The 22,941-nt window shown below is 37.4% G+C and carries 28 protein-coding genes; 12 read left to right on the top strand and 16 right to left on the bottom strand.

Annotation, left to right across the window (positions count from 1 at the left end):
- Positions 1 to 41: 41 nt before the first annotated feature.
- The 6 genes from ABIB40_RS15680 to ABIB40_RS15655 form a co-directional block, all read right to left on the bottom strand.
- Positions 42 to 425, bottom strand: coding sequence for a DUF3037 domain-containing protein (locus ABIB40_RS15680; RefSeq protein ID WP_354360330.1), 384 nt, complete (start codon positions 423 to 425; stop codon positions 42 to 44).
- Complete coding sequence (locus ABIB40_RS15675) at positions 403 to 1,206, bottom strand: HipA family kinase (protein ID WP_354360329.1); 804 nt, start codon at positions 1,204 to 1,206, stop codon at positions 403 to 405. Before ABIB40_RS15675 ends, ABIB40_RS15680 begins: the two co-directional genes overlap by 23 nt.
- A gap of 148 nt (positions 1,207 to 1,354) precedes the next feature.
- Complete coding sequence (locus tag ABIB40_RS15670) at positions 1,355 to 1,561, bottom strand: hypothetical protein (RefSeq protein ID WP_354360328.1); 207 nt, start codon at positions 1,559 to 1,561, stop codon at positions 1,355 to 1,357.
- 221 nt (positions 1,562 to 1,782) lie between these two features.
- A complete protein-coding gene (idi, locus tag ABIB40_RS15665) occupies positions 1,783 to 2,304 on the bottom strand; it encodes an isopentenyl-diphosphate Delta-isomerase (RefSeq protein ID WP_354360327.1) in 522 nt (173 codons plus the stop codon).
- A 22-nt stretch (positions 2,305 to 2,326) separates the two neighbouring features.
- Positions 2,327 to 3,163 (bottom strand): phytoene/squalene synthase family protein, encoded by an 837-nt coding sequence (locus ABIB40_RS15660; RefSeq protein ID WP_354360326.1) that lies wholly within the window; start codon positions 3,161 to 3,163, stop codon positions 2,327 to 2,329.
- The gene (locus ABIB40_RS15655; protein ID WP_354360325.1) at positions 3,160 to 4,053 is read right to left on the bottom strand and encodes a MerR family transcriptional regulator; all 894 of its coding nucleotides are present in this window, start codon (positions 4,051 to 4,053) and stop codon (positions 3,160 to 3,162) included. The genes ABIB40_RS15660 and ABIB40_RS15655 overlap by 4 nt, the downstream gene beginning before the upstream one ends.
- Positions 4,054 to 4,254: 201 nt before the next feature.
- Here ABIB40_RS15655 and ABIB40_RS15650 point away from each other — a divergent pair, with 201 nt between their 5' ends.
- The 4 genes from ABIB40_RS15650 (at position 4,255) to ABIB40_RS15635 (ending at position 7,256) form a co-directional block, all read left to right on the top strand.
- Positions 4,255 to 4,878 carry a hypothetical protein gene (locus tag ABIB40_RS15650; RefSeq protein ID WP_354360324.1) on the top strand — a complete coding sequence of 208 codons (624 nt, stop codon included), beginning with the start codon at positions 4,255 to 4,257 and terminating at the stop codon, positions 4,876 to 4,878.
- A 172-nt stretch (positions 4,879 to 5,050) separates the two neighbouring features.
- Positions 5,051 to 6,424 carry an exonuclease domain-containing protein gene (locus ABIB40_RS15645; protein WP_354360323.1) on the top strand — a complete coding sequence of 458 codons (1,374 nt, stop codon included), beginning with the start codon at positions 5,051 to 5,053 and terminating at the stop codon, positions 6,422 to 6,424.
- 2 nt (positions 6,425 to 6,426) lie between these two features.
- Entirely contained in the window at positions 6,427 to 6,771 is a 345-nt protein-coding gene (locus ABIB40_RS15640; RefSeq protein ID WP_354360322.1) for an MmcQ/YjbR family DNA-binding protein, read from the top strand.
- A gap of 68 nt (positions 6,772 to 6,839) precedes the next feature.
- On the top strand, positions 6,840 to 7,256 hold the full coding sequence (locus tag ABIB40_RS15635) for a VOC family protein (protein WP_354360321.1): 417 nt from the start codon (positions 6,840 to 6,842) through the stop codon (positions 7,254 to 7,256).
- 147 nt (positions 7,257 to 7,403) lie between these two features.
- Here the strand turns inward: ABIB40_RS15635 and bioA are convergent, their stop codons facing one another.
- From bioA to ABIB40_RS15620, 3 genes are read right to left on the bottom strand one after another with little or no spacing between them, the layout of a single operon-like run.
- The gene (gene bioA / locus ABIB40_RS15630; protein ID WP_354360320.1) at positions 7,404 to 8,702 is read right to left on the bottom strand and encodes an adenosylmethionine--8-amino-7-oxononanoate transaminase; all 1,299 of its coding nucleotides are present in this window, start codon (positions 8,700 to 8,702) and stop codon (positions 7,404 to 7,406) included.
- Between the two features lie 15 nt (positions 8,703 to 8,717).
- Complete coding sequence (locus ABIB40_RS15625; RefSeq protein WP_354360319.1) at positions 8,718 to 9,170, bottom strand: NUDIX domain-containing protein; 453 nt, start codon at positions 9,168 to 9,170, stop codon at positions 8,718 to 8,720.
- Positions 9,157 to 10,143, bottom strand: a complete 987-nt coding sequence (locus ABIB40_RS15620; RefSeq protein WP_354360318.1) for a cation diffusion facilitator family transporter — start codon at positions 10,141 to 10,143, stop codon at positions 9,157 to 9,159. The genes ABIB40_RS15625 and ABIB40_RS15620 overlap by 14 nt, the downstream gene beginning before the upstream one ends.
- 111 nt (positions 10,144 to 10,254) lie before the next feature.
- Between ABIB40_RS15620 and ABIB40_RS15615 the strand changes: the two genes are divergently transcribed.
- Positions 10,255 to 11,451 carry a pyridoxal phosphate-dependent aminotransferase gene (locus ABIB40_RS15615; protein ID WP_354360317.1) on the top strand — a complete coding sequence of 399 codons (1,197 nt, stop codon included), beginning with the start codon at positions 10,255 to 10,257 and terminating at the stop codon, positions 11,449 to 11,451.
- Positions 11,452 to 11,573: 122 nt separating this feature from the next.
- On the opposite strand, the gene ABIB40_RS15610 is transcribed toward ABIB40_RS15615, so the two are convergent.
- Positions 11,574 to 12,818 carry an ABC transporter permease gene (locus tag ABIB40_RS15610; protein ID WP_354360316.1) on the bottom strand — a complete coding sequence of 415 codons (1,245 nt, stop codon included), beginning with the start codon at positions 12,816 to 12,818 and terminating at the stop codon, positions 11,574 to 11,576.
- A gap of 208 nt (positions 12,819 to 13,026) precedes the next feature.
- On the opposite strand from ABIB40_RS15610, the gene queA reads away from it, so the two are divergent.
- Together queA and ABIB40_RS15600 are read left to right on the top strand one after the other, a co-directional pair.
- Positions 13,027 to 14,076 carry a tRNA preQ1(34) S-adenosylmethionine ribosyltransferase-isomerase QueA gene (gene queA, locus ABIB40_RS15605; protein WP_354360315.1) on the top strand — a complete coding sequence of 350 codons (1,050 nt, stop codon included), beginning with the start codon at positions 13,027 to 13,029 and terminating at the stop codon, positions 14,074 to 14,076.
- A gap of 94 nt (positions 14,077 to 14,170) precedes the next feature.
- On the top strand, positions 14,171 to 14,842 hold the full coding sequence (locus ABIB40_RS15600) for a 2-C-methyl-D-erythritol 4-phosphate cytidylyltransferase (RefSeq protein WP_354360314.1): 672 nt from the start codon (positions 14,171 to 14,173) through the stop codon (positions 14,840 to 14,842).
- Between the two features lie 52 nt (positions 14,843 to 14,894).
- Here the strand turns inward: ABIB40_RS15600 and ABIB40_RS15595 are convergent, their stop codons facing one another.
- The 6 genes from ABIB40_RS15595 to ABIB40_RS15570 all read right to left on the bottom strand — a co-directional run bounded on the left by ABIB40_RS15595 (position 14,895) and on the right by ABIB40_RS15570 (position 17,936).
- Positions 14,895 to 15,053, bottom strand: a complete 159-nt coding sequence (locus ABIB40_RS15595) for a lmo0937 family membrane protein (RefSeq protein WP_354360313.1) — start codon at positions 15,051 to 15,053, stop codon at positions 14,895 to 14,897.
- A 141-nt stretch (positions 15,054 to 15,194) separates the two neighbouring features.
- Positions 15,195 to 15,416 carry a DUF2795 domain-containing protein gene (locus tag ABIB40_RS15590; RefSeq protein ID WP_010603503.1) on the bottom strand — a complete coding sequence of 74 codons (222 nt, stop codon included), beginning with the start codon at positions 15,414 to 15,416 and terminating at the stop codon, positions 15,195 to 15,197.
- An 81-nt stretch (positions 15,417 to 15,497) separates the two neighbouring features.
- Positions 15,498 to 16,046: a cob(I)yrinic acid a,c-diamide adenosyltransferase gene (locus tag ABIB40_RS15585; RefSeq protein WP_354360312.1), complete on the bottom strand. Its 549-nt coding sequence runs from the start codon at positions 16,044 to 16,046 to the stop codon at positions 15,498 to 15,500.
- Between the two features lie 44 nt (positions 16,047 to 16,090).
- Positions 16,091 to 16,849 (bottom strand): ABC transporter ATP-binding protein, encoded by a 759-nt coding sequence (locus tag ABIB40_RS15580; RefSeq protein ID WP_354360311.1) that lies wholly within the window; start codon positions 16,847 to 16,849, stop codon positions 16,091 to 16,093.
- A gap of 68 nt (positions 16,850 to 16,917) precedes the next feature.
- Entirely contained in the window at positions 16,918 to 17,208 is a 291-nt protein-coding gene (gene gatC / locus ABIB40_RS15575; protein ID WP_354360310.1) for an Asp-tRNA(Asn)/Glu-tRNA(Gln) amidotransferase subunit GatC, read from the bottom strand.
- Complete coding sequence (locus ABIB40_RS15570) at positions 17,205 to 17,936, bottom strand: lysophospholipid acyltransferase family protein (RefSeq protein WP_354360309.1); 732 nt, start codon at positions 17,934 to 17,936, stop codon at positions 17,205 to 17,207. The genes gatC and ABIB40_RS15570 overlap by 4 nt, the downstream gene beginning before the upstream one ends.
- Before the next feature lie 376 nt (positions 17,937 to 18,312).
- On the opposite strand from ABIB40_RS15570, the gene trpS reads away from it, so the two are divergent.
- The 5 genes from trpS (at position 18,313) to ABIB40_RS15545 (ending at position 22,935) form a co-directional block, all read left to right on the top strand.
- Positions 18,313 to 19,311, top strand: coding sequence for a tryptophan--tRNA ligase (trpS, locus tag ABIB40_RS15565; protein WP_354360338.1), 999 nt, complete (start codon positions 18,313 to 18,315; stop codon positions 19,309 to 19,311).
- A gap of 122 nt (positions 19,312 to 19,433) precedes the next feature.
- Positions 19,434 to 20,375, top strand: coding sequence for a hypothetical protein (locus tag ABIB40_RS15560; RefSeq protein WP_354360308.1), 942 nt, complete (start codon positions 19,434 to 19,436; stop codon positions 20,373 to 20,375).
- Positions 20,376 to 20,379: 4 nt separating this feature from the next.
- Positions 20,380 to 21,495 (top strand): PAAR-like protein, encoded by a 1,116-nt coding sequence (locus ABIB40_RS15555; protein WP_354360307.1) that lies wholly within the window; start codon positions 20,380 to 20,382, stop codon positions 21,493 to 21,495.
- 4 nt (positions 21,496 to 21,499) lie between these two features.
- Positions 21,500 to 22,210 carry a HEAT repeat domain-containing protein gene (locus tag ABIB40_RS15550; protein WP_354360306.1) on the top strand — a complete coding sequence of 237 codons (711 nt, stop codon included), beginning with the start codon at positions 21,500 to 21,502 and terminating at the stop codon, positions 22,208 to 22,210.
- The gene (locus ABIB40_RS15545) at positions 22,207 to 22,935 is read left to right on the top strand and encodes a hypothetical protein (protein ID WP_354360305.1); all 729 of its coding nucleotides are present in this window, start codon (positions 22,207 to 22,209) and stop codon (positions 22,933 to 22,935) included. Before ABIB40_RS15550 ends, ABIB40_RS15545 begins: the two co-directional genes overlap by 4 nt.
- Positions 22,936 to 22,941: the final 6 nt, after the last annotated feature.

The following is a 22,941-nucleotide window of genomic DNA, read 5'->3' as shown; positions in this document are numbered from 1 at the left end:
GATTATTTATGAGATTAATTGGCGGATGCTGTGTAAATTTCTTACAAAACTAATTGCTGATGCAATTTTACTAAAGTTTTTTGCGGATTTACAGAAAAACCAGGATGCACTTTAGAACATTGAATAATGGTACTTCTTGTTGCTGTAAGCCATCTAAAGCGAGAAGCAATGTCATAAAAACCAATCACACCAGAACCTTTAACTCCCTTTGCAATATTTCCGAAAGCGAGAAGATGATTTTGAAGAACCTGGAAATCTGTCTCACTATTTAAACACATAATTCTGGATTCATCGATAGAAATGCAAGCTTCTAAAAAATTCTTTGCGCTACACAACAAAACCACGCCCACATTTAAAAACTCTTCGCGCTCTACGCGAGGCACGAACCGTATCACAGCGTATTCAAACAGAAATTTCTCTTGCATGGTTTGCCTCGTTTACAAAAATAGTTGAATGCTCCAATCTACTGGTTAAAAATTTTAAATAAGCTGCGCGATGTGCGTCTGTATCGCTAAAAACGCCTTCTGCGCGAAGCCATTGATCTGGAATCAAATCTACTATCGTCTTTAGTCGGCCTTGGGTTAATATGGCTTTAAAAAGCACATCTACCTCCTCCAATCTATTTGCCCAAGGCAATAATGCGTGATCTTTTATCAATATGAAAGGTCTTTCCGCTTGGGATTCCCAATTGTCCCATGAATGATGAAAATACAAGGCTGCACCATGGTCTATCAACCAAAGCTCTTTGTGCCAAACCAACATATTGGTATTCCTACAAGTTCTGTCCATGTTGGTTAAAAAACAATCTAACCAAACTATTTTAGAAGCAAGCAAAGGATCTATATCTCCAACTGTTGCATCGAATGTAATTGCTCCTTGCAGATAGTGTAATGCCAGGTTTAAACCCACACTGGCCTTTAATAAGTCTTGAATTTCCTCATCAGGCTCAGTTCTACCAAATGCTTCGTCTAGCGTAGCAAACACCAATTCGGGTATTTTTAACCCTAATAAACGCGCCACTTCGCCCCCAATTAACTCCGCAATCAGCGCATTTGGCCCCTGTCCAGCACCATAAAACTTCAAAACATATAAAAAACCATCATCTGCTTCTACCAATGCAGGTAGCGATCCACCTTCTCTCAAAGGACTAACGTATCGAGTAACTTGAACTGTTCTCAATATTAACAAGTTTTCAGGGTTATCCAAAAGTCTAAAATTCTAAGGTCTTTTTTTTTGATGCAAGGTACAGAAATAAATAGGCACAGTAACGACGCTAGACGAAGAGCTACTTCGACTATTAACAAGGAAAGAACTAAACACAGCTATAAAGAAACTTAATTTCTTATATGGCTTTCTAAAAGTTTTTATCCCCAATGCTGTTCTCCAAATATTCGTGTCCTTTTTGCGTTAAAGAGGCCGCCCATTGCGCATTTTCTGTATTGTATTTAACCAAACCAAGTTCCTCTAATTCCTCATATTTTTCATCCATTCCCCCAAGAATAGACGAGCTTACTTGTTGATTAATTGTTTCTAATAGCGATACAATTTCTAATTTTTCCATGATGAATAGTTTACAACGAAACACCACCAATCTTAAATTGTTTATCCTACTGATGGGAAAATATTAGCAACCAAATTGTGTACACTTTTTAACTAATTGTGTATTAGTACACTTACAAAATAGTTGAAAAAATATTTTTTTATGTAAAATGTTTTCCTACCTTTGATTCCGAGAGCGTTAATTTAGATGCGGGAGTGTGACTTAGGTTGCATTCCCGTTTTTTATTTAACAAGATTTTTAAATTCAATTACTTTAGAAAGGCAGATCTTTAACCAAGGCGTATATAAAGCGGGTTTTTCATCTATATCTAAGCTTAGCTCTTCTAACGATAAATACCTATAATCGGCGGCTTCTTCAAGATTTAAAATTGGTATCTGGTTTGTAAATCCAAAAAAAACATGGTCGATTTCATGCTCTTTCAACCCATTTTCGAAACTTGCATAATATTTAAAGAAAAATTTATGTTCGAGTTTGCAAAAAATACCCATTTCTTCCATTAACCGTCTGTCTGCGGCCAAAGCATTGTCTTCGCCAACACCTGGGTGGCTGCAACACGTATTGGTCCAAAGACCGCCACAATGGTACTTATCAAAAGCGCGCCTTTGAAGTAGCAACTGGTTTTCGCTGTTAAAAATAAATACAGAGAAAGCCCTGTGTAGCACACCACTTTCATGAACGGCCATTTTTTCCATTTCGCCAATTTCACAATCGTTCTCATCTACCAAAATTATCTGTTGGTTCATTATGCCTTATCTGTTTTTACGATCAAATAACATTTAATTTATGTCTTATCATAGAATCTAGCATCAAACCAATTTTAATTCTATTTGGAATTCTAATGCGCTCGACCATAATACGCTCTGCAGACAGGCGTTGTATTTTATTAAAAAGCTTTTGATAGTATACGTAAGCCAAGTAAACACCGTTTCTAGATTCTACCGGCAGCATTTTTATCCCTTGTAAAGCAACTTCTAAATCTCCTTTAATTTCCTTTTCTATTTCGTGTTTTTGCCTGTCGCAAAAAGCTGCCAAATTTACGTTTGGAAAATAATTCCTACTCAACTCTTGATGATCGGCTTTTACATCCCTCAAAAAATTTATCTTTTGAAAAGCTGCGCCTAATTTCATGGCGTAAGGTTTAAGTCGGTCATACTCTTTATCGTCGCCTTTTGTAAAAACTTTTAAACACATTAGCCCAACCACTTCTGCCGAACCTAAGATATATTCTTCATACAGCGCAGTGGTATACTCTTGCTTTTCTAAATCCATCTCCATGCTTTTAAGAAATTGATTGATTAGCTTGTGATCTATTTTATAGTAATTTACAACGTGTTGAAAAGCATGCAACATGGGATTTAAACTAATGCCTTGCTCAATAGCCTCGAAAGTGTCTTCTTTAAATTTTCTAAGCAAATAAGGCTTATCGAAATTATGGAAAGTATCTACAATTTCGTCTGCTAACCTTACAAAGCCATAAATTGCGTAAATAGGCGAACGCAGATCTTTGTTCAAAAAATAAATACCAAACGCAAAACTTGTGCTATATCTCTGGGTAGTCATTTTACTGCAATCGGCAGCTAGTTGGTCGTATATCGTTTTCATAACACTACAAAATTGTTAATACATTCTTCAAATTGATTTACAGTTTTTAACCAGGTTACGCCTAAAGGTTTTTCTACATGCTCTAAAACTTCTTTATTACCTGCTACATATAAAGGTAAGCCCTCACAGTGTTCAATTAATTTATCAAAGTAATTTTGCGCTTCGTTGCTATTCCTTGATTTTATCATAAACAACAATACACAATCTATAGAAATAGTTTTCACAATGTGAGCTATATCAGGCAACGGTACTTTGCCCCCGAGATAAATTACTTTTTGACCAGCCTTTTTTAATAAATATTTCGCAAAAAGTAACCCAACATCGTGGTCTTCTTGCTCAGGAAGGAACAAGAGCCAAGTTTTTCGAAAATCCTTTACAACTGGAATGGCATCTGTTTCGGCTATAATCTTTTGCCTCAAAATGTTTACTAAAAAATGCTCGTTAGATGGGCAGATATTATGTTTTAGCCACATAAAACCCAACCTAACCAGCAAGGGATACATGATGTTTTTATAACATTCTATCAATCCAAATTTTTGGATAGCCCTATTTAATAATATTTCAACCTTTTGCTCATCAAAATCAAACACATGGTTTAATACCTGCGCAATAATCAGATCAAAGCCACTCTGATTAACTTCCGACTTTTCTGCGCGGGAAATAAGTTTGTTTAAATCAGCCGGAGAAAGTTTAGAAATTTTAGAAATTTTTAAGCCAGATTTATTTAGTGTGGCGATACTTAGAAGCTTCTTCAACTCGTCATCATCGTACTTACGTGTGTTTCCTAGAGTACGTAATGGTTTTAATATCTTATACCTACGTTCCCAAACCCTAATAGTATGAGACTGAATGCCAGATAGTTTCTCTAAATCTGATATATTATAGTTCATATTTTGTTTACATTTTTTATAAAATATCTAAACAAAAATAAACTAAAAAACCATATTTAGCGCATTAAACTAAGTAAAGTTTATGTTTCACAATAATTTTAATAAATACCACTACATTTGGCTTTAGTTAAGATTTTCTGACATGGAAAAAAAAGAAACTTTTTATGTTAAAATTTGTTAAAAGCACTAAATCATACAAACATGAAAGTAAAAATACTTCTACTTACAGGCGCTGCAATTTTTGCTTCTAGCCTTAAAGTTTCTGCGCAACGTGTAGATAAACTGTACACCATGAGCGGTATAGGGTTTTCTTTTCCGGTGGGCGAGACCAACGATTTTTTAACACCAAAATTCTCTACCGCATTGGGTTTAAATCTTGGTCTTGGTAATGGAGGTTTATTCTTATATCCAAAGGTTAGTTTACATTCCTTCGGTTTTAACCAAATCACGCCCGATGCTGGCTTTACCTATAATTTAGAAAAAGGAAAATCTACAACTTACTTGCTTAACATGGCATTAGGATATAGGAAAATTGTAGAAAAATGGGCGTTTTATGGTTTCGCAGGCGCAGGTGGCGGTTTTATTCTTACACCACAGTCTGCAGTTAATTCTGCTAACTCTCAGGTTACTTTAAGCAATAAAACAAACACACTTGGCATTGCAGAGGGTGGCGCAGGGATAGAATATAACATTGGCGGTGCAAATTTATTTATTGAGGCTAGCTATATGTATGGCTTTAGTAAAATTCAAAATAGGGTTTTTAGTGCGGTGCCGATTATGGTTGGGATAAAACCAAACTTAAGCAAGTTATTGAGTAAATTGTAGGCTGAAGCTTAAAGACCAAAGCTGAGCTGAAAGGCTAAAGCTGAAAGGCTAAAGCTGAAAGACCAAAGCGGAAAGACCAAAGTGGAAAGTTAAAAGCGATATAAAAATCTAACATTTTCTTTTTTTACTAATTATTTTAGCATAGCTTTGTTTCGAAAAGATTTTATGCTAGATGTTGTACGCAGTTGTTGATATTGAAACCACAGGTGGCCATGCTTCGGCAAGTGGCATAACCGAAGTAGCCATAAATATCCACGACGATAGCGAGGTGGTGGAAAGATTTTCTACCCTGATAAACCCCGAACGTTATATACCTATTTACATCACGGCATTAACGGGAATAGACCAGAACATGTTGGTTAATGCACCAACCTTTTCTAAAGTAGCTGCAAAAATTTTTGAATTATTGACTAACAAAGTTTTTGTAGCCCATAACGTAAACTTCGACTATTCTTTTTTAAAGCACCACTTAGCAGAGGCAGGCTATGATTTACAGTGTAAAAAGCTTTGTACTGTACGGTTAAGCAGAAAAGTTTTTCCCGGAAAACCATCTTACAGCCTTGGTAAACTTTGCAATTCGCTAAACATTCCATTAAATAACAGGCACAGAGCTGCGGGAGATGCTGATGCAACGAGTATTTTGTTTAATTCTTTATTGCAATACGATCAAGAAGGAATTATTGCTGAAATGCTGAAAAAAACCTCGAAGGAACAGGCACTGCCACCAAACTTAGATAGGAAAGTAATTTTAAACCTACCAGATAGGCCAGGTGTGTATTACTTTAAAGATAAAAAAGGTAAAATAATCTATGTTGGAAAAGCCAAGAGTATAAAGAAAAGAATTACTAGCCATTTTACGGGCAACAGAACAAATAAGCAGCGTCAAGATTTTCTTAGAGAGATTTTCTACATCGAACACACAGTTTGTGGAACTGAACTGATGGCTTTAATTTTAGAAGCTAATGAAATTAAACGTCTTTGGCCAACTAACAACAAGGCTATGAAACGCTACGAACCTAAGTATGACCTTTGTGTTTTCGAAGATCAAAAAGGTTATTTGCGTTTAGCGATAGACAAACATAAAAAAAACTATAAGGCGGTACATTCTTTTAACAACTTATTAGAAGGTTTTAACTTCATCACATTTCTAATAGACAATTATCAGCTTTGCGGCAAACTTTGCCACCTACAAAAACCAGCTACATCTTGCAGCACACATTTAATTGGACAATGTTTTGGCTTGTGCAGCGAAATAGAGACCGTTTCGGTGTATAATCGCAGGGTGCAAAACGCATTAGAGGATATTAAAAAAAATCAACCTAACTTTGCCCTGCTAGACGAGGGAAGAAATGTAGACGAATGCAGTTGTTTGGTTGTAGAACACGGTAAGTTTTTTGGTATGGGTTATCTATCTAACAAAACCGAAGTAGAAGCAGGGCTACCCAATTTTAGGGAAAAACTTTCGTTATACAATAGCAATGATTACATTGTAAATCTTATTTTAAATCATGCAGCGCAACATCCACAAAAGTTGCTTAAATTATAAATATGCCACAAGTAAAACACTTTAAAAACATTGCAAACTCTTTTGAGAGCGTAATTGAAGACACACAAGCAGAGAAAACATCCTTTAAGGTAGAAGATAAGATTTTTGCCACCTTAAACACGCAGAATTTTAAGGCAATACTTAGATTGTCTACTGAAAACCAAATTAAATATAGCGATTTGGATCCTTCTGCTATATATGCCGCACCTGCGGGTTGGGGCAAACAAGGCTGGACCATCTTCGAACTAAAGTTTGTAGAAGAAGTGCTTATTAACAAGGCCTTAACACAATCTTATTGCGAAGTCGCGCCAAAACAACTTGCAGATAAATATGTTGCAGAACACTAATTTTCTTTGTTTTAATTTCTAATAATTACGCTACAAATAACAAAAGCACCTACATCAGAACCGTTTATATGACAAAATCCATTTGGCTTAACCTTCCTGTTAAAAGCGCAGAAAAATCTAAGGAATTTTTTACAGCAATAGGTTTCAAACTTAATTTAGAATATGGCAGTCGACCCGATTCTGCTTCCTTTTGCATTGGCGAGAGCAATTTTGTAATGATGTTGTTCGAACAACCGATATTTGAAGGTTTTGTTGGAACAAGTATTTCGAATACAGATAATGGTAGCGAAGTGCTCCTCTCTATCGATGCAGAAAGTAAAGATGCTATCGATGAGTTGCTTCAAAAAGTAGAAGATGCTGGAGGAACGATTTATGCTTACCCGAACGATGATGGCGGATTTATTTATGGATTTGGCTTTATAGATTTAGATGGGCATCGCTGGAATGCGATTTATATGGATGCAAACAAGATTGCTTTGGGATAATATTCTTAGAGCAGTTTTTTATATTTAACCATAAAAAACTGCTCCTTTTATATTTTTTCATGAGCAGAATTAACGTTAACCCTACAGACTAGTTTTAAAGCATATTAATAATTAAATTTCGGAATACCTGTTTGCTGTAGCCAAAACTCAGCATTCATCGAGCGCCATTTTTATTGCATCGTACACCTCACGCAAATCTTCATTGCTTATAACATACGGAGGCATTATATAAATAATGTTTCCCAATGGACGGAGTACAATACCCTTGCCTAAGAAATAGTTGTATAACTTATTTCTTAATTCGCTAAGGTAAGAAGTTCCGGTTTCTGTCTTCCATTCTATGGCAATTATGGTACCCGTTTGCCTAAGCTCCTTAATTCTTTTATGACCGCGAATTTCTTCTGCAAATTTTGCGTGACTAGCCTCTATCCTCTTAATGTTTTGCATGGTTTTAGGATCTAAGAGAATATCTAAACTTGCCAAAGATGCAACACAAGATAAAGGATTTGCTGTAAAAGAATGGCCGTGATAGAGCGTTTTTACTTTATCCTCACTTAAAAATGCATCGAAAATTTTGTTGCTGCACGTGGTAACACCCAAAGGCATTGTTCCACCAGTAAGGCCTTTGCTAAGGCAAAAAATATCGGGTTTATGCGCTAATCTCTCGCAGGCAAAAAATGTTCCGGTACGACCGAATCCGGTCATTACTTCATCTGCTATGGTCAGAATGTCATTTTCTTGGCAGCATGCAACAAGCTGGTCTAAATATTCGGCTTCGTACATCAGCATGCCTCCAGAACCGAGAATTAGTGGTTCGAAGATAAAGCAGGCGAGTTCTGATTTGAGATGTGAGATGTGAGATGTGAGTTTTGAGATATTAGCTGCGTTAGGCAAATCGATAAACTCAACATCGAATAATAGTCCATTAAAAGCGTCGGTAAAAATACTTCGCCCGCTTACACTCATAGCACCAAAAGTATCGCCGTGATAAGCATTTTTAAACGCTAAAATTTTGGTTTTTGGTTTCTCAATGTTGTTAAAATATTGCAAACACATCTTTAGCGCTACTTCTACAGCAGTAGAGCCATTGTCGGTGTAGAATACCTTATCCTGTTTGCCTGGCAGCAACGGAAGTAAGCGTTCGGCTAATCTAACTGCTGGTTCATGGGTAAATCCAGCAAAAATAACCTGCTCTAAAATAGCTAATTGTGCTGAAACTTTTTCGGCTATATATGGATGTGCATGCCCATGTATGTTTACCCACCAGCTAGAAACCGCATCTATATATCGCTTTCCGTCTTCGTCAAAAATGTGCGCTCCCTCTCCCCTAACTATCGGAATGTGTGGCAGCGCATTCTTCATTTGCGTGTATGGATGCCAAATAACCTTCTTATCTCTCTCTACTAAACTTTTGTTTTCTTCTGTTGATGGTAAATGGCTGCTCATGGTTTTTTATCTTTTCTAATTTAAATTTTCAGAATACGTTTTTAACAACGCGCCTACGGTCTTATCGGTTTTAAAGGTTAGCTCCTCTATGTTTAATTTATCTATTTTTTTCCATCTAAAAGCTTGTTTTATCTCACCTTCGGTATCAAAGTCGAATATTTTTGTTTTAAATGCAAGTTTTAGTGGCGTAATTTCCTTTACGAGATAATAAATGCTAATCACCTGACTGCCATTAAAATGCGATTTTTCAAAAAAATCTGTTGTGTAAAAATGGCTCAGCACTTCTATTGCTATGGCACATTCTTCTACAAACTCGCGTTTTAAACCGTCGATTGTTCCCTCTCCAAACTCTAGTCCACCACCAGGAAATTTGCTGAATTTAAAGCCGTACTCCTCTTCATCGCTGATCAGCACTTCATTGCTTTCATTAATCAGCAAGCCATAAACACGAACATTAAAGTAGCTCATTAGAGAAGTGTTTGTTGTTTTTTACAATGAGTTCTGGTGTCCAAATAATTTCCTTTTTAAATGCTTCTGACCGAACTGGACAATTTTCTATATGACAATAGTGGCAACATTGGGGTAAACAAGGATCTGCATGGACAAATAATTCGGCCTTTCCTATGTTGCTTTTATTTATCAGTTCATCAAAGTCAGAAATTTGTTGATGTACTTCCGTTAACTCGAAATAATAAGGCAAAGTTACATGGCAATCTATATGCAAATCGGCGCCATATTGCTGTGTTCGGAGGTTATGAACATCTATCCAAGCACTTTGCCTATTTTGTTGAAGGGTATTTGACAGCTGAGAAACCAACAAGACATCACTTTCATCCATCAAGCCCGCAACCGAACTCCGAATGAGTTTGTAGCCCACATAAACAATATAAAACGCCAATAAACCTGCGCACAAACTATCTAACCAAACTAACCCGGTAAACTGCACAAGTAGCAAACCAGTTACCACAGCTAAACTGGTGTAGGTATCTGTTAACAAATGCTTGCCATCAGCCTTTAGCGTAATCGACTTTTCTGCGGTCCCTATTTTTATAAGGTACAACCCCATCAATAGATTTGCAAATCCGGTAATGGCGATAATTACAGTACCGAGATAGAGCTGCGACACCGTTTGTGGATAAATAAAATTATATCCCGCTTTAATAATAATTACCAAACCAGCGAGAAGCACCAGAACACCCTCTAAAAAAGACGAGAAAAACTCTATTTTTCCATGTCCATAAGGATGGTTTTCGTCTTTAGGACGACTGGTTAGGTAAATGCTATAGAAAGCAAAGCTGGCAGCGATAACATTTACCACACTTTCTGCCGCGTCGCTAAAAATGGCATTACTATCGGTAAGAAAGTACGCGGCAAACTTGGCCAGCATCAGCACGATGCTCAAACCCAAAGAAATAATTATAGCCTTTTTCTTTATCTCCAAACCAATTTTTTTCCAAAAGTACGGTTATCAGCCAAATTAATTTATAAAAAGCCAGCCTTTTTTGGCTTATAAACCATTTGGTTTATATATTTGCGTTCAAAGTATTTAAACATGAGCATTTTATCGCAAAGAATAAACAACCTATCAGAATCTGCCACACTAAAAATGACAAAATTGGGCAGAGAACTTGCCTCAAAAGGCATTAACATTATTAGTTTGAGTGTTGGCGAACCAGATTTCAATACGCCAGAGCATGTTAAAAATGCAGCGAAAACTGCGTTAGACGAGAATTTTACAAGATATTCTCCAGTTCCCGGCTATCCAGATTTACGCCAAGCCATTGTAAAGAAACTGAAAGAGGAAAATAATTTAGATTATGATATTTCTCAGATTGTGGTTTCCACAGGTGCGAAACAATCGCTTTCTAACGTAATTTTAACGCTCATAAATCCAGGAGATGAGGTAATTATTCCTACTCCTTATTGGGTTTCTTACTCAGAAATGGTAGTGCTTGCAGAAGGTAAATCTGTTTTTATCAATACCGATATTGCAAGTAATTTTAAAATTACCCCTACCCAGTTGGAAGCCGCCATCACACCGAAGACCAAACTTTTTATGTTTTCTTCTCCTTGTAATCCAACAGGAACGGTTTACACTAGAGCCGAACTTGCCGCTTTAGCTAAGGTATTCGAAAAACATCCGAATATTTTTATCCTCTCTGACGAAATTTATGAGCACATTAATTTTGTTGATAAACACGAATCTATAGCACAATTTGAAAACATTAAAGACCGCGTAATTATTGTAAACGGTTTTTCTAAGGCTTTTGCCATGACAGGCTGGAGACTTGGTTACTTGGCTGCAAACAAAGAAATTGCCGCAGCAAACGATAAACTACAAGGACAAACTACTTCTGGAACTTGTTCTATTGCGCAACGCGCAGGTATTGTGGCTTACGAGCAAGGGCTGGAGACTGTAGAAAAAATGAAAGAAGCTTTCTTGCGTCGCCGAGGATTGGTGTATAATTTACTGAATGAAATACCAGGCGTAAAAACGAATTTACCAGATGGCGCATTTTATTTCTTCCCAGAAATTAGCTCGTTTTTTGGTAAAAAAGATGCTGAAGGTAATGTAATCAAAGATTCATCAGACCTAGCTCTCTATTTGTTAAATGTTGGGCATGTAGCAACAGTAGGTGGAGATTCTTTCGGAAATAACAATTACATACGCTTATCTTATGCTGCCGCAGATGATAAACTGGTTGAAGCACTAAAAAGAATTAAAGAAGCGCTGGCTAAATTGAGCTAAAGGCTGAGACTGAGAAATAGAAAATCCCTTTTCAATTTAGGTTGAAAAGGGATTTTGTCTTTTTGTAGGCTTTTGCCAATAAAACTAATTACTTCTAATCCATTGAAAGCATAGCTGATGATTTAACTTCTTATTGCCTCTACCGGATCCAATCTGGATGCAGCATAAGCTGGCCAAAAGCCTGAAATAGTGCCGATAATTACAGAAATACCGATACCCAAAGCAATATTATTAAAGCCGAGTACAATATCGAAATCGGCCACGGCGCTTATTATCTTTGTTAAAATATAAACAAGCACCAGTCCTAAAATTCCTCCCAAAATACAAAGAGAAATAGACTCGAAAATAAACTGCAACAAAATAAAGTACCGCTTTGCACCAAGCGATTTTTGAATGCCAATGATGTTGGTTCGCTCTTTAACCGATACAAACATGATGTTGGCGATGCTAAAACCCCCAACTAAAATTGAAAAACCACCTATAATCCAACCTGCAATATTTACCATATCAAACAATTTATTTAATTGATTGGACAAAATGGTGGTCTTATTTAAAGCAAAGTTGTCTTCTTCGCCAGGTTTTATTCTACGTATAGACCTCATTAGCCCATGCAGCTCACTCTCTACTTCTTCTAGCGAAACTTTTGCACTACCCCGAACGGTTATCTGTGGGTCGTATCTGTCGCTTTGCACGTCTAAAACTCCTTTAGCAAAATTTATGGGGATGGTTACGTTATTGTCTAAAGAAGTGCCGAGCATATCTTCGCCCTCCTTTTTAAAAATACCTATCACGGTTAACCGTCTGCCTAAAACGCTAACTTGTTTGCCAATTGGTTCATCTCCGCCAAAAAGCCCAGTCGCAATTTCGGCACCCAATAAGCAAACAGGCGAACCATTATCGCTTTCAAGTTGGGTAAAATATCTACCGTCTTCCAACTCAAAATTCCAGGTTTTATCAAAATCTTGAGAAACGGCATCTACGTTAGCCCCCTCTACCGAACTACTGCGGTATTTTATAGTACGGTTGTTTGTAGACATTTGATAGGTGATGCCGTCGGCGTATTCTAAACGAGCTCTTAAGGCATCAAAATCCCGCTCAGATGGTTGCGGACGGTTCACATACTTCCACCAAGGATAATTACCACCAAAAGCCCAAGGCCATTTTTGAATGTATAAGGTGTTTGTGCCCAACTTATCTACGCTAGATTGTAACTTTGCCCTAAAGCTATCTACCGCAGAAAAAACTGCAATGATGGTAAAAATTCCTATTGTTATGGCCAATAGCGATAAAATGGTGCGCATTTTATTCTGCCTCAAAGCATCAAAAGCAAAGCGAACACTTTCGCCAATTAACCTAAAAATTATCATAATTAAACTTTAGATTGCTAAATTACTAAAAAGTTACACCAGAATGCGAGATTTGCAACCAACAAATTATGATTTGCCACTGCACAAAAAAAGAGTTTATTTAAGCTAAACAAAACAATCAGAACAAATTAAACCAAAATACGTTGCTATAAATAACAAAACAAATTTTAAATTTGTATTTTTGCACCTCAAAAAATTTGCATCAAGCATGAAATTATCACAATTCAAATTTAACTTACCAGAGTCTTTAATTGCAGAAAAACCATCAGAACACAGGGATGAAGCCCGATTAATGGTTTTACACAAAGACAGTGGCAAGATAGAACATAAAATTTTTAAAGACGTTTTAGGTTACTTTGATGATCAAGACGTTATGATTTTAAACAATACAAAAGTTTTTCCGGCGCGCTTATACGGCAATAAAGAAAAAACAGGGGCAACTATTGAAGTCTTTTTGTTGCGTGAGCTAAATAAAGAATTGCGTTTATGGGATGTTCTGGTAGATCCAGCTCGTAAAATTAGAGTAGGTAACAAACTCTATTTTGGTGATAACGACTTGTTGGTTGCAGAAGTAGTTGACAATACAACCTCTCGTGGACGTACCATTCGTTTTCTATTTGATGGTACAGATGAGGAGTTTAGAAAAAACGTTGAAATTTTAGGAGAAACTCCACTACCAAAATACATCAAACGTAAGGCAACCCCCGAAGATAAAGAACGTTATCAAACCATTTTTGCTAAACACGAGGGCGCTGTAGCTGCACCAACAGCAGGTTTACACTTTAGTAGGGAGCTGATGAAAAGACTAGAGCTTAAAGGTATAAACTTTGCAGAGGTAACTTTGCACGTTGGCTTAGGCACGTTTAGGACTGTAGAGGTTGAAGATCTTACCAAACATAAAATGGATTCTGAGCAATTCATCATCGAGCAGAAAGATGCCGACATGGTTAACAAGGCCATTGAAGAAAAACGCAGGATATGCGCCGTAGGTACTACTTCTATGCGGTCTATAGAATCTGCAGTATCTGCCGGCAGGAGGTTAAAGCCGGCCAACGATTGGACAAGTAAATTTATCTTCCCTCCTTACGAATTTAACATTGCTAATTCGATGATTACCAATTTCCATACGCCAGAATCTACTTTGTTGATGATGGTAAGCGCTTTTGGTGGGTATGAAAATATAATGAACGCTTATGAAGTTGCCGTAAAAGAAAAATATAAATTTTACAGCTACGGAGATGCCATGCTTATAATATAGTAGCAGGTAGCATGTGTCACGTAGCAATTAGCAAGAATTAAGGAGCAAGAATTCAGACCTAAAAAAAAATAATTGGGTTAGAATACTATTTTAGATGAAAAACTATGCAATAATTGTTGCCGGTGGATCTGGCAAGCGAATGAAAACGGATTTACCAAAACAGTTTTTATTGTTGAAAGGGTTGCCGGTACTAATGCACACCATTAAGGCATTTGCAGGGAGTAAATCTCAGCCTACAATTCTTCTAGTTCTCCATAACAGCTTCCATACTTATTGGAGAGGGCTATGTTGTACCTACAAATTCGAAACGCCGCATATTCTAGTTGCTGGCGGCAAAGAACGTTTTCATTCTGTTAAAAATGCACTTGCTAACATAAGCAATGAAGGGCTTATAGCCGTACATGATGGCGTAAGGCCTTTGGTGTCTGCAAATTTGATAGATGCTTGTTTTAACGCTGCCGAGAGGTTTGGCAATGCTATTCCGGCTGTTATGGCCAACGAGAGCGTTAGAAGGAAGGTAGAAAACACTTCTCTCAGTTTAAATAGAGATGAAATTTTTCTGGTCCAAACTCCACAAGTTTTCAGTTCAGTTTTGTTAAAAAAAGCATACCAACAAGAGTTTAGCACAGAATTTACCGACGATGCAAGCGTGGTTGAAAAAGATGGCGCTGAGATTTTTTTAGTTGATGGAGAACGAACTAATTTAAAGATAACTTTTATAAATGATATAGAGATAGCAGAACTATGCTTAAGAAAAAAAAGTTAACCAAGAGGTGCCAAATTAAAATGACATCCCTTGGTTGAACTACTTTATATAATTAGCCCGCTCTGCCTATCACTTTAAGTAAAATTGCAATAACTGCCAATACTAATAAAACGTGTATTATTCCGCCCACGTCACCAAAGCCGTGAAAGATAAATCCTATCACCCATAAAATAACAAGTACGACTGCGACCAAATACAATAAATTTCCCATAATTTTTAGTTTTTTAAGTTTAAAGTAATTTTTATAGAGAGTTAACACCTGTTGGCATTTTTTGTTTTCAAAATGTAATGTTGACGTAAAAAAAAGCCCCTATTGTTTAAATAAAGGCTTTAAAAAAATTTTAAAGATTAATTAATACTCATCTTCATTAAAGAAGAAATCTTCTTTTGTAGGATAATCTGGCCAAATCTCCTCAATAGTTTCATAAGGTTCGCCGTCATCTTCTAGGGCTTGAAGATTTTCTATCACCTCTACGGGCGCTCCGGATCGGATGCCATAATCTATTAACTCATCTTTAGTTGCAGGCCATGGAGCGTCTTCCAAGTGCGATGCCAATTCTAATGTCCAATACATATCTTAAATCAATTTAATGCGGTTTTCAAATATTTCGCAAATAATATCAAAATAATCGAGCAAAGCAAACTTATTTTGAATTTATTTTCTCGGTATCCAAATGTTCTCTTCAACATTAAAATCTTGAGTGATTTTTCTTGAGAGAACGAATAGGAAATCACTCAATCGATTTAAATAGATGGTTACCTTTTCATCTACAAAACTTGTTTCGGCCAATTGGACACTTAATCGCTCTGCCCGCCTGCAAACACACCGCGCAATATGGCAAAATGCCACTATGTTGTTTCCCCCTGGTAAAACAAAATGCTTTAAAGCAGGCAACCTGCCGGTCATCTCGTCCATTTCTGTCTCTAGCAAAACAACATCCGCATCTAAAAGATCAGGAATTTTCATCTTACTTTTCTCGGGATCGGCTGCTAGAGAAGCTCCAATGGTAAACAACCTATCTTGGATCTCTTTTAATAAGCCTTTGTAATGCACATCTATTTCCTGAACGCCAATTAGTCCTATGTATGAGTTTAACTCGTCTATAGTGCCGTAGGCCTCTATGCGGAGGTGAGATTTGGGCACCCTCGTTCCACCAATTAACGCAGTAGTGCCTTTGTCACCGGTTTTTGTATAAATTTTCATAATTCCATCAGATAAAAATTCCCCAATGTAGAAGCTAACGCCTGCTATTTAATATTCTCCCAATCGCTGCCGCTCGCTTTTAAAGCTTCTAATCTTGGCGAAACAGATTTAATATCTATGTTCGGGTCATCGCTTTCTATCAAACCATCTCGCATACGCACGATCCTATGCGCATGCTGGGCAATGTCTTCCTCGTGTGTTACCAAAATAATGGTATTGCCTTTATCGTGTATTTCTTCCAGCAAACTCATAATTTCTACCGATGTCTTGGTATCCAAATTTCCTGTTGGCTCATCTGCAAGTATGATAGAAGGATTGTTTATAAGCGCTCTGGCCACCGCAACGCGCTGCCTTTGCCCGCCAGAAAGCTCATTAGGCTTATGTTCCATTCTATTGCCCAAACCCACGTTTTCAAGCGCTTGTTTCGCCCTTGCATCTCGGTCTTTCTTACTAGCGCCAGCATAAATTAATGGAAGCGCAACATTATCTAACGAAGTAGAGCGTGGTAAAAGATTAAAGGTTTGAAACACAAAACCGATTTCCTGATTCCTAACCTCCGCCAAAGCGTCATCCGTCATGTGGCTTACATTAATGCCATTTAAAATGTACGTGCCAGCCGTTGGCGTATCTAAACAGCCAAGAATATTCATCAAGGTAGATTTACCCGAACCAGAAGGGCCCATCAGCGCCACAAACTCACCTTTGTTTATTTGTAAGGTAACCGATTTTAGTGCATGGATCACTTCTGTCCCTATTACATATTTACGGCCAATTTCTTGTATTTTTATAAGTGGATCTTGCATTCCGTTTTAATTTTAAGACTTCTAAATAGCTGTACTTGTTACACGCACAAAAACTTATTTAACGCCAATTATCTTTCTATAATTTTAGGAACCATAAAATAACTCCCATTTTGCTTTGCCGCATTCTTTAAACCACCTGCGGTTGTAATCTCTTGTTTTACCACATCTTCTCGCCAAACATTCTCAGTTTCCGTCATATAAACAAGCGGCGCTACGTTGCTGGTATCTAATTCATTTAGCTTCTCCATAAACGAAAGAATTTTATTCATTTCCGGAATAAGCTTTTCCACTTTATCATCAGCAATTTCTATTCTTGCCAAATCGGCTATTTTGTGGATGGTATTTTCGTCTAATATCATGTGTAATTTAACTTGCTGTTTATAAGCTCAAAAACCTTTTCTTTTAAATCATCAGCCTCTTCCAACTTCAATTTGTCTGTGTTAATTGGGGCGTGTATGTAAATATCGCAAATTCCTGGCCTAGTTCCATGCTTTTTACCGTCATCCCACATCAATTGCCACAAGTTGCCAAGACTTATAGGCACTAAAGGTATGCTTTTATCAATAGCCAAACGAAAAGGTCCATTCTTAAATGGCGAAAGTTGAGGCGGATATTCCTCTTCTATACCGCCCTCAGGAAAAATAATTAAGCTCATTCCTTTTTCTAAGTTTTCTTCTGCTTTTTTAAACGCTCGAAATGCAGAAATTTTACTATCGCGTTTAACCGTAATGTCAATCGTTCTAAAAAATATGCCCAATATGGGGCTATTTAGCAGCTCTTCTTTGCCCATAAAATGAAAATTCCCCTTGGCAATGATGCAAAGAACCATGATGTCTAAATTAGAACTATGGTTTGCACAGTAGATATAAGTTTGATCTTTATTTAAAGCTGTTTCTAACTCAATCGAAAAAAATATGCCAGATAGCACACAACTGCAAACGCAATTAATGGTTCTTAGCACATTTAAAATAGGATAGTATTTACTACTTCGCGAGCTGAGGTAATAAAATGGATAAAGTAGAACGAAAAAGAAAATAAGCCAAAACAGAAACCATAACCGATGTAATTTTCTAAAAAAAATAACCATTCTTTAAAATGTATTATGCTGTACAATATGTGTTACCAATAGTATAGATTTATAATCGTAATTTAACCCTCTTATTTATAATCGTAATTTAACACTCTTATTTTTTGGGCGTTTTTACACGCTCTTTGCTATATCTTTTCCCGGCAGAAAAGACCTGGAAAAGGATGCCGCGACGATCGTTAACGCATAAATCTCGCGAACAAATAGTTTTTGCAAAAATTTTACTTGTGTTTGTAAAAACCAATTGCAAAACTATTAAATTTAATGATGCAAAAGAGCCAGAAAAATTAAATTCAAAAATCAATTAAACATCAAAACTGCTAAAATTTCCATTTTGCTACCTTTGCTCATATTTTATTTTTAATTTCGGGGCATGATGAAAGAAACGGTTGTAAGCGGCATACGTTCTACAGGAAGGCTACATTTGGGCAATTATTACGGTGCGATAAAGAATTTTGTAGAGATGCAAAATGATTTTAATTGCTACTTTTTCATCGCCGACTTACATTCGCTTACCACACACCCAACACCAGGAGATCTGCATGGACATGTAAAACATGTTTTGGTAGAATATTTGGCAAGTGGCATAGACCCCGAAAACAGCACCATTTATATACAGAGTGATGTGCCCGAGGTGGCAGAACTGTACCTCTATTTAAATATGAACGCCTACATGGGCGAGCTAGAACGAAGCACTTCTTTTAAAGATAAGGTTCGCGCAAATCCAGATAACGTAAATGCGGGGTTGCTAACCTATCCGGTATTAATGGCTGCCGATATTCTGATTCACAAAGCTACAAAAGTACCAGTAGGAAAAGATCAAGAGCAACATTTAGAAATGGCTCGCACGTTTGGAAATCGATTTAATCGTCTGTATAACACAGCATATTTCCCAGAACCATATGCTTTCAACTTCTCAAAAAGCTTGGTAAAAGTACCAGGGCTAGATGGAAAAGGCAAAATGGGAAAATCTGAGGGAGAAGGAAACGCCGTTTATTTATCTGATGGTCCTGAGGTAATTCGCAAAAAGGTAATGAGGGCGGTGAGTGATGGTGGCCCGACAGCAGAATTTCAGGCAAAACCAGAGCCCATCCAAAACCTTTTCGATTTAATGAAGGTAGTCTCTAGTGAAGATACACACAAGCACTTTTCTGATTTGTACGACAAGATGCAAATTCGGTATGGCGATTTTAAAAAGCAATTGGCAGAAGACATGATTATTGCAACGGCGCCTATGCGAGAACGCATTACAAACATAGCGCAAGACGATGCATACCTTAAACAAGTGGCCAGACATGGCGCATTAAAAGCAAGAGAAAGTGCTCAAAATACCATTAGAGAAGTAAGAAATTTAATTGGTTTTAAGAGTTTTTAGTTTTTTTAAGAAGATATGAGATTTGAGACATTATATATAAGACAGGGCAAAGCACTTTAAACAAAAGCAGTAATATGAAATAGCAGTAAACGAAACTACAATCAACTTTAAAAGCCAGCCCTATGGTACAACAACCGACACCAATTGTTATTGATTTAAAAGACACTGTAAAAGAACGAATTTACTGTTTGGAGACGCGTACGAAATTGCGGGTGCAGAAAATGTATTTCGAGAACAATACCACAACGATAGTCAAACAGACGCTGTTGGGCACAAATATTTATAGCAACAACGACCTCTACGAATGTGAAGGTTACATAATTCAAATAGATGTTCTTTCCTTTAAGCAAACTGCGAAAGACGAACTGAACCAGCTCTTCGAAGACATTAACACCGTTACCGATAAACTAGTCTTACAAACAGACAATTTTGGCTGCATACAAGAAGTATTAAATATTGATGAGGTATTGGCCAAATGGACACAGTTAAAGCCTTTGTTGATAGAGAAACATAAAGAAAAGCCAAATGCCTTCGAATTTTTTAATGCTTTTGAACTTAAGCTTAAATCGGCGGGAGAACTAGAGGTTACGATAGAGAACAAAGGCATTTATGGTATTTTATTTGCAGGAATTTACGACAGGGATTTGGGCGAAACCTACGACCTTTACAAAACACTCGATAACTATTTTGCCAACATCAGTTTGCCAATAAAAATAACAAATAAGGTAACAGAAATAACAACCACCAAGGAGATAGCTCCAAAGCCTAATAAATGGTCGTTATTAGCCAACCCAACAAAATATGATTCCATTAAGTTGCTCGAGATAAAATCTATCCATTCATCTATCAATGAAGATGAATTTAAAAAGGGGGAATTTGCTACGCTGATTAAAACAATGACAGATGATATAAAGGCAGATACAACACTCCAATTTTTGTGCGAGGAAAACTATTGTGTTGGGCAAGAAGATGGCTGGCTGGTAAAAGCGAGCCAACTCTTGCGCACCGAGGTAGCGGGCATTTATATGAGCGAAGTTTCCAACAAACTAACCGTGCAGAACTAACACCATGGCCGGAGAAAAATATGTACCGAGCGGCGTATGGCTCACCTGCGACAAAGGCTCTACAACGAGCCAGTTTATCTCTACACCAAAAACGGTAAAGCTGTACGGTGAAGATTATGGTACCGAGGCAGATTTGGTGCCAATGGTAAATATACAGTCCTTCGGTACCTGCAGCATTGATGGTTCTGCTTGCATACCCCAGCCCGTACAATGGCTGGATGTTTTTGACGGCGGTACAACAATTACCTATTTTAAACCATTGCTTGATTGCAGCCAATGCCTTTGCGCGAAGACGGGCAAAGCCATTATACACATAAGCAGAGGTGCGGCAGATGCCCATTTGGCGGCAGAAGGCATTCATAAAGCGGCAGATGTAGCCAAAGAGGTATCTATGTGGGCATTTATTGGCGGCGTTGTGCTGGGGGTGGCTGCAGTGGCATGTGCCTTTACGGGCGTGGGTGCAGTGGCGACCCCATTTTTATTGGCCGCCGCCGGCGAATGTATGGAAGTGGCCGCAGTATCTTTTGAAGTGGGGATAGCGCTAGATGCCACCGCCTTTGCGGTAGAGCCAACAAAAGCAAACGGTTGGGTACTGGTTGGCGATGCGGCGGCATTGCTGGGCGGAAAAATAATTGGCAAGGGATTGGGTATTTTGGCAGAAGATTTGGCGGCCACCGGTTTAGGGAGAAAAATAACCGTTATAATTGAGGATGGCTCTTCGAAGGTAAAAGACCCAATAGGAACTGAGAGAACGCCAACAGGAAAACTAAGAGATGCCAAAACCAAAAAATTTGTAACAGACCCTAATGCAAAGCCAAGTGCAAAGTATAGAAGAAGCATGAGCGAACGAAAAAAGGCATTATTGAGAGATGAAGGCGACCCTAATAGTAGACTGAGTGACGATGCAAGGCAATTTATAAAAGATACTAAAGGGAAGAATGTACCGGAAGGATACGAAGTACATCATAAAAAACCACTTGCAATGTCAGCTACTCTGGAGGGAAAGGCAAATTTAGATAAAGCAGGGAATATGGAAACCATACCTAAAAGTGAACATACAGACCTCCATGTTCGTTGCGGAGATGCCTTTCATTTAATAAAAGAATCAAAGAAAAATTAATAACATGGAACAAATAAATGAAATCGAAAACTTAGTAAAGAAAATTATTTCTGAAAACAATGACTTTATTCCATTAGAAATTACTCTAAAAATGAAATCCATGTTATTGAGTTCTAATATAATTGAAATGTTGCAGTATCACTACTCATTGTTAAAATTAAGGGGGAACAAGGATTTATACTATGACGTTAGAGCAGCATTTAAAGAGCGACCAAAAGAAATAATTGAAGCTTTTTTATTGCAAAAGCTAGCTGCAGAAAAAGACGTTTCATTAAAAGCGGATGTTGTACAGTTGCTTGGGAATATTCGTTCTACAAAAATCTTACCTTATGCTATCCAAAACATCAAATCGGAAATCAGGGATATTCGTTATCGCTGTATTATAGTTGTTGGTTGGGTGGGAAGTAAAGAAAATCTACCGATCCTAAACGAACGACTACTAAATGAACCTGATGATGAATTGAGGGGTTATGCTGCAACTGCTATGCGACAAATTTGGTTTAAGAAAAAGGCTACTGCAGAAGATATTTTGCCCTATCTATATGCAGCCATTGTACGAGAAAATAATGTGGAAACGTTGGCTATGATTATCATCGTCATTCAAGATTTATTAAAACGAAAATTTGGAATGCAGGAAAGGATAGATGATGGCACTATTACAGGTGATGCTATAAAAGCCAAACAAAAAATAATAAAAGCTTTGCTATTAAAATGAAAATATACTATCACGACTATTACACAGATGAAGGCATTGACACGTACAACCCTAGGGAAGCAGATTTACCATATACTTTAGATATTTTCTACAACCTAACAGACGAAGAAAATAATTTTTTTGGAATTGTAGATGGCAATAATAGGTGCATTCAATTTGCATGGGAAAACCAAGATAAATGGTTAGTAGATATTCCCAATCCTCCAAGTGATTTAAATTATCAAACCTATGCAGATTATGACGGATGTATTGCCATGATTAAGGATGTATATCAGCTAAATAAGGTTGTACGGTTTGAGGGTATGGTAGAGGTGGATGCGATGAAAGAGACTCTAAATGAAGTGCTCAGAAAATCTAATAACCCTGGCTATTGGGTAAAAACTCCTGTCGATAGAGGTGATAAATCTGGCACCAAGTCAGAATATCAGGTGGAGACCAAGAACATGAAAAGTGGCAAGAAGAATTTTGATGACTACGACCCTAACACGAAAGAGTTTATAGATTACAAAGACTGGAACAACGGCTATCCACCAAAAACTGGAGCTAAGTTTGATTCTGCCGTTAAAGATGCTGAAACCCAAGCAAGAATAGCACAGGAGCATGGCACAATTACCAGATGGGAAGTACCAAATGAAGCATCAAAAGCGAGAATAGACGAATTGATTAAGGACAATGTTGACAGAGAATTGCAACCATACATCAAGGTAGTGGTAAACCCAAAATAAAATATA

Source organism: Pedobacter sp. UYP30 (genome assembly GCF_040547165.1).
In the GTDB taxonomy this organism is placed as follows: Bacteria; Bacteroidota; Bacteroidia; order Sphingobacteriales; family Sphingobacteriaceae; genus Pedobacter.
The sequence above is the reverse complement of the archived record's forward strand: the minus strand, read 5'-3'. Positions and strand labels throughout refer to the sequence as shown.

Excerpts from the sequence above, each read along its gene's own strand:
- ABIB40_RS15680 (WP_354360330.1), bottom strand. The coding sequence starts at position 425 with ATGCAAGAGAAATTTCTGTTTGAATACGCTGTGATACGGTTCGTGCCT.
- ABIB40_RS15670 (WP_354360328.1), bottom strand. The coding sequence starts at position 1,561 with ATGGAAAAATTAGAAATTGTATCGCTATTAGAAACAATTAATCAACAA.
- idi (WP_354360327.1), bottom strand. The coding sequence starts at position 2,304 with ATGAACCAACAGATAATTTTGGTAGATGAGAACGATTGTGAAATTGGC.
- ABIB40_RS15660 (WP_354360326.1), bottom strand. The coding sequence starts at position 3,163 with ATGAAAACGATATACGACCAACTAGCTGCCGATTGCAGTAAAATGACT.
- ABIB40_RS15655 (WP_354360325.1), bottom strand. The coding sequence starts at position 4,053 with ATGAACTATAATATATCAGATTTAGAGAAACTATCTGGCATTCAGTCT.
- ABIB40_RS15650 (WP_354360324.1), top strand. The coding sequence starts at position 4,255 with ATGAAAGTAAAAATACTTCTACTTACAGGCGCTGCAATTTTTGCTTCT.
- ABIB40_RS15645 (WP_354360323.1), top strand. The coding sequence starts at position 5,051 with ATGTTGTACGCAGTTGTTGATATTGAAACCACAGGTGGCCATGCTTCG.
- ABIB40_RS15640 (WP_354360322.1), top strand. The coding sequence starts at position 6,427 with ATGCCACAAGTAAAACACTTTAAAAACATTGCAAACTCTTTTGAGAGC.
- ABIB40_RS15635 (WP_354360321.1), top strand. The coding sequence starts at position 6,840 with ATGACAAAATCCATTTGGCTTAACCTTCCTGTTAAAAGCGCAGAAAAA.
- bioA (WP_354360320.1), bottom strand. The coding sequence starts at position 8,702 with ATGAGCAGCCATTTACCATCAACAGAAGAAAACAAAAGTTTAGTAGAG.
- ABIB40_RS15625 (WP_354360319.1), bottom strand. The coding sequence starts at position 9,170 with ATGAGCTACTTTAATGTTCGTGTTTATGGCTTGCTGATTAATGAAAGC.
- ABIB40_RS15615 (WP_354360317.1), top strand. The coding sequence starts at position 10,255 with ATGAGCATTTTATCGCAAAGAATAAACAACCTATCAGAATCTGCCACA.
- ABIB40_RS15610 (WP_354360316.1), bottom strand. The coding sequence starts at position 12,818 with ATGATAATTTTTAGGTTAATTGGCGAAAGTGTTCGCTTTGCTTTTGAT.
- queA (WP_354360315.1), top strand. The coding sequence starts at position 13,027 with ATGAAATTATCACAATTCAAATTTAACTTACCAGAGTCTTTAATTGCA.
- ABIB40_RS15600 (WP_354360314.1), top strand. The coding sequence starts at position 14,171 with ATGAAAAACTATGCAATAATTGTTGCCGGTGGATCTGGCAAGCGAATG.
- ABIB40_RS15595 (WP_354360313.1), bottom strand. The coding sequence starts at position 15,053 with ATGGGAAATTTATTGTATTTGGTCGCAGTCGTACTTGTTATTTTATGG.
- ABIB40_RS15590 (WP_010603503.1), bottom strand. The coding sequence starts at position 15,416 with ATGTATTGGACATTAGAATTGGCATCGCACTTGGAAGACGCTCCATGG.
- ABIB40_RS15585 (WP_354360312.1), bottom strand. The coding sequence starts at position 16,046 with ATGAAAATTTATACAAAAACCGGTGACAAAGGCACTACTGCGTTAATT.
- ABIB40_RS15580 (WP_354360311.1), bottom strand. The coding sequence starts at position 16,849 with ATGCAAGATCCACTTATAAAAATACAAGAAATTGGCCGTAAATATGTA.
- gatC (WP_354360310.1), bottom strand. The coding sequence starts at position 17,208 with ATGATATTAGACGAAAATACCATCCACAAAATAGCCGATTTGGCAAGA.
- ABIB40_RS15570 (WP_354360309.1), bottom strand. The coding sequence starts at position 17,936 with ATGGTTATTTTTTTTAGAAAATTACATCGGTTATGGTTTCTGTTTTGG.
- trpS (WP_354360338.1), top strand. The coding sequence starts at position 18,313 with ATGAAAGAAACGGTTGTAAGCGGCATACGTTCTACAGGAAGGCTACAT.
- ABIB40_RS15560 (WP_354360308.1), top strand. The coding sequence starts at position 19,434 with ATGGTACAACAACCGACACCAATTGTTATTGATTTAAAAGACACTGTA.
- ABIB40_RS15555 (WP_354360307.1), top strand. The coding sequence starts at position 20,380 with ATGGCCGGAGAAAAATATGTACCGAGCGGCGTATGGCTCACCTGCGAC.
- ABIB40_RS15550 (WP_354360306.1), top strand. The coding sequence starts at position 21,500 with ATGGAACAAATAAATGAAATCGAAAACTTAGTAAAGAAAATTATTTCT.
- ABIB40_RS15545 (WP_354360305.1), top strand. The coding sequence starts at position 22,207 with ATGAAAATATACTATCACGACTATTACACAGATGAAGGCATTGACACG.